Annotated in this window: 4 protein-coding genes; 2 read left to right on the top strand and 2 right to left on the bottom strand. The window is 36.7% G+C overall.

Annotated elements, in window-relative coordinates; all coding sequences use genetic code 11:
- Positions 1-246 precede the first annotated feature (246 nt).
- Positions 247-1,119, bottom strand: a complete 873-nt coding sequence (locus tag F6K13_RS11645; RefSeq protein WP_124144088.1) for an S-methyl-5'-thioadenosine phosphorylase — start codon at positions 1,117-1,119, stop codon at positions 247-249.
- A 987-nt stretch (positions 1,120-2,106) separates the two neighbouring features.
- On the opposite strand from F6K13_RS11645, the gene F6K13_RS11640 reads away from it, so the two are divergent.
- Positions 2,107-2,313, top strand: coding sequence for a hypothetical protein (locus F6K13_RS11640; protein ID WP_124144087.1), 207 nt, complete (start codon positions 2,107-2,109; stop codon positions 2,311-2,313).
- 1,493 nt (positions 2,314-3,806) lie between these two features.
- On the opposite strand, the gene F6K13_RS11635 is transcribed toward F6K13_RS11640, so the two are convergent.
- Positions 3,807-4,643 carry a Tab2/Atab2 family RNA-binding protein gene (locus F6K13_RS11635; RefSeq protein WP_124144086.1) on the bottom strand — a complete coding sequence of 279 codons (837 nt, stop codon included), beginning with the start codon at positions 4,641-4,643 and terminating at the stop codon, positions 3,807-3,809.
- A gap of 93 nt (positions 4,644-4,736) precedes the next feature.
- Here F6K13_RS11635 and F6K13_RS11630 point away from each other — a divergent pair, with 93 nt between their 5' ends.
- Entirely contained in the window at positions 4,737-6,002 is a 1,266-nt protein-coding gene (locus tag F6K13_RS11630) for a valine--pyruvate transaminase (protein ID WP_124144085.1), read from the top strand.
- Positions 6,003-7,039: the final 1,037 nt, after the last annotated feature.

The raw sequence follows: 7,039 nt of genomic DNA, 5'->3' as shown, positions 1-7,039 counted from the left end.
TGTATAGGTTTAGTATCTTCTAATGTAGGGGCGATTCGCGAATTGCCCCTACATTAGAAGATACTAAACCTATACATTCTACTATTGTCAAGAATTTAACACTCAACTGCCTACACACCTCATGTATAACCCTCTAGATGCTTAGATTGTTTGTGCAATTAAACGGACATGATATAAATTAGGGATATTTTCTGTTCCCTGTTCCCTTTCTCTACATAAAATCCATATATACAGGACTACCCAAAATTAAATATATTTCTGCAATAATAATCCCAACTTTTCTTTAGTTGTAGCAGGTACTTTATCCAAAGGAGTCAAAATAGCATTTTTCAAGGCAGAATGAGAGTCAGAAACAAACTGATTTTGACTCAATCTCCGGACAGTTTCCTGAATAACTTTTTGGGCATTCACCGCATTCTTGTGTAAATTATTAATCACCATCTCCACAGTCACGCTCTCATGTTCTTCATGCCAACAATCATAATCTGTAGATAGCGCTAAAGTTGCATAAGCTATTTCCGCTTCCCTTGCCAACTTCGCTTCTGGTAAATTTGTCATCCCAATAACTGTTGCGCCCCAACTACGATATAAATTTGATTCTGCTTTGGTAGAAAAAGCAGGTCCCTCCATACATAAATAAGTGCCACTACGATGCACATTTATATCCGATAAATTCAAACTTTCCGCAGCATCTGCCAGCATTTTTGCTAGTTGAGGACAAGTAGGATTTTCAAAAGTAATGTGTCCTGCTATTCCTTCACCGAAAAAAGTAGATATCCGACCTTTTGTCCGGTCAATGAACTGGTCTACTACTACTAAGTCTAGTGGTTTAACTTCTTCTTTGAGAGAACCAACTGCAGAAGCAGAGATTAAATATTCCACACCCAGACTTTTCATACCATAGATATTGGCGCGAAATGGTAATTCAGATGGTAATAAAGCGTGATTACGATCGTGTCTGGGGAGAAATGCTACTCGTGTTCCTTCCAAAGTACCAACAATAAAAGCATCAGAGGGAGACCCGAAGGGGGTATCTACCCGTATCTCCTCCACATCTGTGAGTGCCTCCATTTTGTACAAACCACTGCCGCCAATAATTCCTATTTTTACTTTGGTCATCCTGAGATTAGCTAATATGTTTAATTTCTCAGGTATTCTACCGAATTTCTGGTAAAATAATTTTGGATTGTATCCGTTTAAATACTGATTGAAGAAAGTAACCGATAATGCGGTTTACGGGGACTCTCACCCCACCAACGGCATTACGCAGGTGATAGTGGGGTGAGTTATTAAACCCATTACAGACTAAAGATAAATAACTAGCAATACGCCACTATAGAGAACAGGGCACAGAGTCAAGTAAGTATTTATGACTAATACATAAGCATTAGACATACTATATATCTAAGTATTTTTAATCACCGAATGTATAAAAAAAAATTACTTTTTTCAAAATCTTCAATATTTATGCTTACTCCCTTTCCCCTAACAGAAGTTAGAGAATGATTTCAAATTTAACCAACTTCAGACACCGGAACAGATTCAAAACATAGTTCAGCACATTTGTGCTTTAGTTTAGTAGTTTTAAAGGATCAGAGAATAATTAGCGAGCGCATAACCGAAATACCCGATTTGGTAAAGGTTTAATAATCTTGGGGACTGAGTTACAATTTTGTAGTATTTAAATTACATTATAGGTAATCTTCTGGCAGGAAGGGATTCATTGATGGATAATTACCTCTCTCTTTTAGGGAGAGGATTAACTAAAAGGAAAAAATTTATTCTCTTGGTCGATTGGATATGGCGAGGAGACCTCGCCATCCCTCGACCGCTTTTTTCCCCTTGAAAGGGGAGGCTAACAAAGCTGAATTATTTAATTATTTAATTATTAATTATTCGGTAATCTTAACCAAATTTTCATAAAACAAACTATACTTTAATCGTATTGTAGGAAAATAAGAATTTATCAATTTTGTCTCGTGCCCTTTTTTGATACTCCTACCTAATTATCCTACCCAGATATTTTTTCAATTTTCTGTTCTGCAGGTAGCCAGTATTTTAGGAATATTTCTCTTTTATCGGACAATTATCTGATTTTTTAGAAAAATGAACAAATCTCAAGCTAAAGCTAGAACAACTTCCCTAGAATTAGTTGTCAGTAATATTTTTGCCGCTCGTAAAATTTCGGCTAGCGATCGCCAATTTTTAAGAACGGCGTTATTTTTACCTCGTCTTTTAAGTACTACAGAACAAAACCAGATTAAACAAGTTTATGAAGAATTAATGGCTGGACGAATTAGTATTGTCAAATAGTGGAATTTAGTGAACTTTTTAAATTACCTCTGAATTCTGCCTTTTGAATGTTACTTCAGAGTATAGAGTCAATTAATAATGATTTTATTCTAATTCCTCATCATCTATCCATACAATCTACCTGATTTATACTCAGCATTTCGGATATTAAGTTTTTGCACAAATTTGGGCTGTAGTAGTTATACAATATCCACCTGAATGCTTATAAATTAAGTGAGCAACGAGCAGGGAGAATAGAGATATTTACTGTTGGAGTGAGGGGATCGTTCAACAATTAATAATTAATAATTAATAATTAATAATTACCTCTCTTTGAAAAGAAGAGGATTGACTAATAATGAAAATTTTTTCTTGTTTCTCCTTTAAAGGAGAGGCTTTAAACCTTAATTATTCGGTAAAATAAATCTCAAGAAACGCTTCAAAGATCTAGTATTCAGTGGGTTACTGTGACAGCGTTAAATATTTTATTTTGTGAGATTATTCTTGCCTTTTTCCTAGGTCATGCTCCGCAAACATTTTGACGACAACCGTTTTGCTGGCGCACAACGCATCCTATCTGCTGCGGAGGAACTGCGCTAAGATCATGAAGGGCGCAAACGTTAACGTTCTGCGACATATATAGCGGAAGCTCTGCATTAGCAAAACTAACCCTACATCAAGGCTTAATTTTCTATTTCTATTTATTCAGGACTTACGCACGGACAATAAATCGAGTGAGGGCGTTAGCGGAGCTTGGCGCTAGCTAATACCATTTGCCCCTACATATGGCGTTTTCAAGGTTAATTTGCGTAAGTCCTGTCTATTTATTAAGGAGTAGGCAGTAGTAGGAAAGTTGCATGCAACGTCCCTACAGAGTAGGTAGACAGGATTTGTTAAATTAATTTTTTTTACTGTAATATCATGTCTAATTAGGGTTTGCTGAAAAAAGCTTTTTTGTAGGGGTAGAAGACAGGAGACAGGAGACAGGAGAAATGGGAATGAGCGAGGAGGTAGGAGTAACAATTGTAAGAATGATTTTTCTGCTCAACTATGCGCCTAAAATACTAGCTTTTTGAGCCAAATCAACTGAAACAGGTGTACTGCAATTCGAGCCTCACAGAACTCAAAGCTTTATATATCAATACTTTTATAATTAATCAGCAAGCCCTAATTAGTGATGAAAAAATTTTCTCCTCTTCTTCTTTCCTATTTTTCTTCCCTCCTGATATCAAATCCGGTGGGGTTGCACATAGAATCTGGTTATATAATATCTGTTTATACTTTTTTAAATTACTTCAATATTTAATCTTCCCTGCTCCCCCACTCCCCTACTCCCAAGTATATAATAACAACCGGATTTGATATGACTCCTGAGTGCTGACTCCTCTTTCATTATTTATAACTATTCAACCGAACAGAATAGACATCTCCAATAATCAAAAATAAAATCAATTATTTCACCCTACTCCCTACTCCCTACTCCCTACTCCCTACTCCCTCTTTTCCGCAGAGGTCTAATATAAAAGCCAAAATCCACTATAAGTCATCCCAGAATCATCTGGTTGTACTAACAGAAAATGCAACCCCTGACTATGTTGTTTTCTCTCTTCATAAACTTGAGCTGCTAATGACACTTCTTGGTCTGAAAAAGTAGCAACTACCCACCGATCTACTAATCCCGCTTCTAAAATTAACCCATCAGGATCGCCAGAAACATACTTTAAAAAGTATGGTTGCGCTGCTTCTAACCATTGAGCTAATCTCATAGACTGACGACCTCCATCTATAACAACCCCTGGTATAGGAAGTGTTGAAGACAATCCTAAATTTAAGGGTAAAAGAAATTCGGGTACTGCCACAATAGGAATTGGGCGCTCAATAATATCTTTAATATTACCCGCAGGTAATGTAGCAAATCTCCAGCGATCGCCCCAAAGATTTTCAGCTAATGGTACGGGTGGAGGAGAATCTAATTTTAAGGGATCGTAAGATTCCCCAGTATATGTTTCCATCCTCTGATATTGTTGCGCCCTATCTAGTAACCATTGTTTTAAAGCAGTAGTATGTCTAGTCGCTTCCACTTTTACCCCCAAAATTTGAGCTGCAGTTTCAATTAAACCCAAAGATTGAGGTCGAAATACTTGAATTGTACTTGGTAAATCCTGGCCTTGACCCACTTTTTGTAGTTGCTCCACTAGCCAATTGGCATTAACTTCTGACTGGGGACAAATAGCAGTAAATTCTAAGCTACGAGTGGGAGTACAAATTAATAATTCCCATAACTGTTGGCCTTGTTGATCCTTGAGTGGACGGCGATAATAATCTGCTTGCCAAATAGTTCTATTATTCATTTATTTTTGGAGTAAAGAAGGAAAATTGCCTGGTTGAATTACTCTTGGCTACAATTAAAAAATTGTCAATCTATTTATATTTGATTAGATGCTATGGTTAATCCTGCCCTGAGTGAATTTGGTGCAACTATGTCCCGCCTCACAGGTGTGCGGGCAATTATGGCAGATATTATTGCTACCCTACGAGCAGGCCAGGGTCAGGAGTTTCTCAACTTTAGTTCAGGAAATCCCCTGGTTTTGCCAGAAGTAGAAAAGTTGTGGCGGGATTGTACCACAAAATTATTGGCAAGTCCAGAATATGGGGAAGTTGTGGGGCGTTACGGTTCATCTCAGGGTTATCAACCGTTGATTGATGCAGTTATTAATGATTTTAACCGTCGCTATGGACTTAATTTAAGCGATCGCAATATTTTAATTACTCCTGGTTCTCAGTCTATATATTTCTATGCTGCTAATGCTTTTGGTGGATATACTAGCAGCCAAACTCTGAAAAAAATTGTTCTACCTCTGAGTCCAGATTATACAGGTTATGGGGGAGTGAGTTTAGTGCCAGATGCGGTGGTCGCTTATAAACCGACTCTGGAAATAGATGCTGAATCTCATCGCTTCAAATATTGTCCAGATTTTAGTCAGTTGGTCATTGATGAAAATACTGGCTGTGTCATTTTCTCACGCCCCTGTAATCCGACTGGTAATGTGATTAGTGCTGATGAGGTGAAGAAAATTGCAGATCGGGCCGCTGTTTATGATGTGCCAGTATTTGTGGATGCTGCTTATGCTCCTCCATATCCAGGATTAAATTTTGTGGAGATGGAGCCAATATTTGGGGACAATATCTGTCATTGTATGAGTTTATCGAAGGCTGGACTTCCTGGAGAAAGAATTGGTATTGCCATTGGGGACGAACGAATAATTGAGGTTTTGCAGGCTTTCCAGACTAATATGTGTATTCATTCTCCTCGTTATGGACAAGCGATCGCTACTTATGCAATTAATTCTGGGGCCTTGGCAGAAATTTCTACTGAAGTAATTCGGCCTTTTTACAAAAATAAGTTTTCAATTTTAGAATCAACTTTATCAAAAGCTTTACCAAAAAATTTGCCCTGGTTTCTCCATCGTTTTGAGGGAGCAATTTTTGCTTGGTTATGGTTGAAAGATTTACCGATGACTGACTGGGAGCTTTATCAAAAGTTGAAGGAGGTGGGGGTTATTGTGGTACCTGGGAGTTCTTTTTTCCCTGGTTTACGGGAAGAATGGCCTCATAAACAGGAGTGTATTCGGATTAGTTTAACTGCTTCTGATGAGGATATTCAAGAGGGAATGGAGCGTTTAGCTAAGATGGTGATTTCTATTTTTTAAAGCACGTCTACTAACCTTATTTAATATAGCTATTATCCAAGTTAGAGTTAACAATAATTTTGCAGTTGGAGAGATTATTTATAGTAGTCTGACTATTGTTGATAAGATTTACTTGGAAGTTTCTATAATGTAAGCATTCAGCTATCAGCTATTAGCTATTAATTCATTGCCTTTAGATCGTTGATTAATTGATAATTGATCATGGGTAATTGATAATTACCTCGGGTTTTAACCGTTACCGAATTGAATATAAGGAAATATCCTAGCACTTTTTTTTCCCTTAAAAGGAGAGGGTTCAAGGCGCGAATTATTTAATTATTAAGTAAGCATTCAGCGGTCAGCTATCAGCTATGAGTTATTAAGTCATTATCTTGGAAGAAGGAATTAGTATTCAAGAAGTGAAATATGTTTGCGCAGCATTCCGCAGGAAATGAAATAGTCCTTTCAACTAACCTTGGTCATTACTTGATTATTTATTTCATTTCAAAAGCTGATAACTGAATGCTAATAGTTGAATGCTTAATTATTTTACTTGATTATTTATTTCAAAAGCTCAGGACTTACCTATAACCACCGTATATAGCAAACGGCCGTTTGCCCCTACAGATGGTGTATAATTTCGTATTTTGCGTAAGTCCTGAAGCTGATGGCTGAATGCTTACATTATTAATTATTAATTATTCGGTAATTAGTATTGAGAGATTTAAAGAGAATTAAAAGTATTGAAAAAAACTGCCCTCGAACGCGATAAGTCTATATTCATTCTATTTCCTAGTCCCTAAAATTATCAATATATGTACTTTCTCAAGTAGGAAACTTTTGTATAAGTTTGTTAAACACATTAAGCAAGTTGTCATAGTATAAACTTAAAAAAATACATACAGCAGTTTCCGAAGCTATGAGGTAGAGTTGTTTTGATTCTTTTGTGTTCCCTGTTCCCTATTCCTTGTTCCCTCTTAAGCAAGTTGTCATAGTATAAACTTAAAAAAATACATACAGCAGTTTCCGAAGCTATGAGGTAGAGTTGTTTTGATTCA

The organism is Okeania sp. SIO2B9, from assembly GCF_010672505.1.
Lineage (GTDB): Bacteria > Cyanobacteriota > Cyanobacteriia > Cyanobacteriales > Microcoleaceae > Okeania > Okeania hirsuta.
The sequence above is the reverse complement of the archived record's forward strand: the minus strand, read 5'-3'. Positions and strand labels throughout refer to the sequence as shown.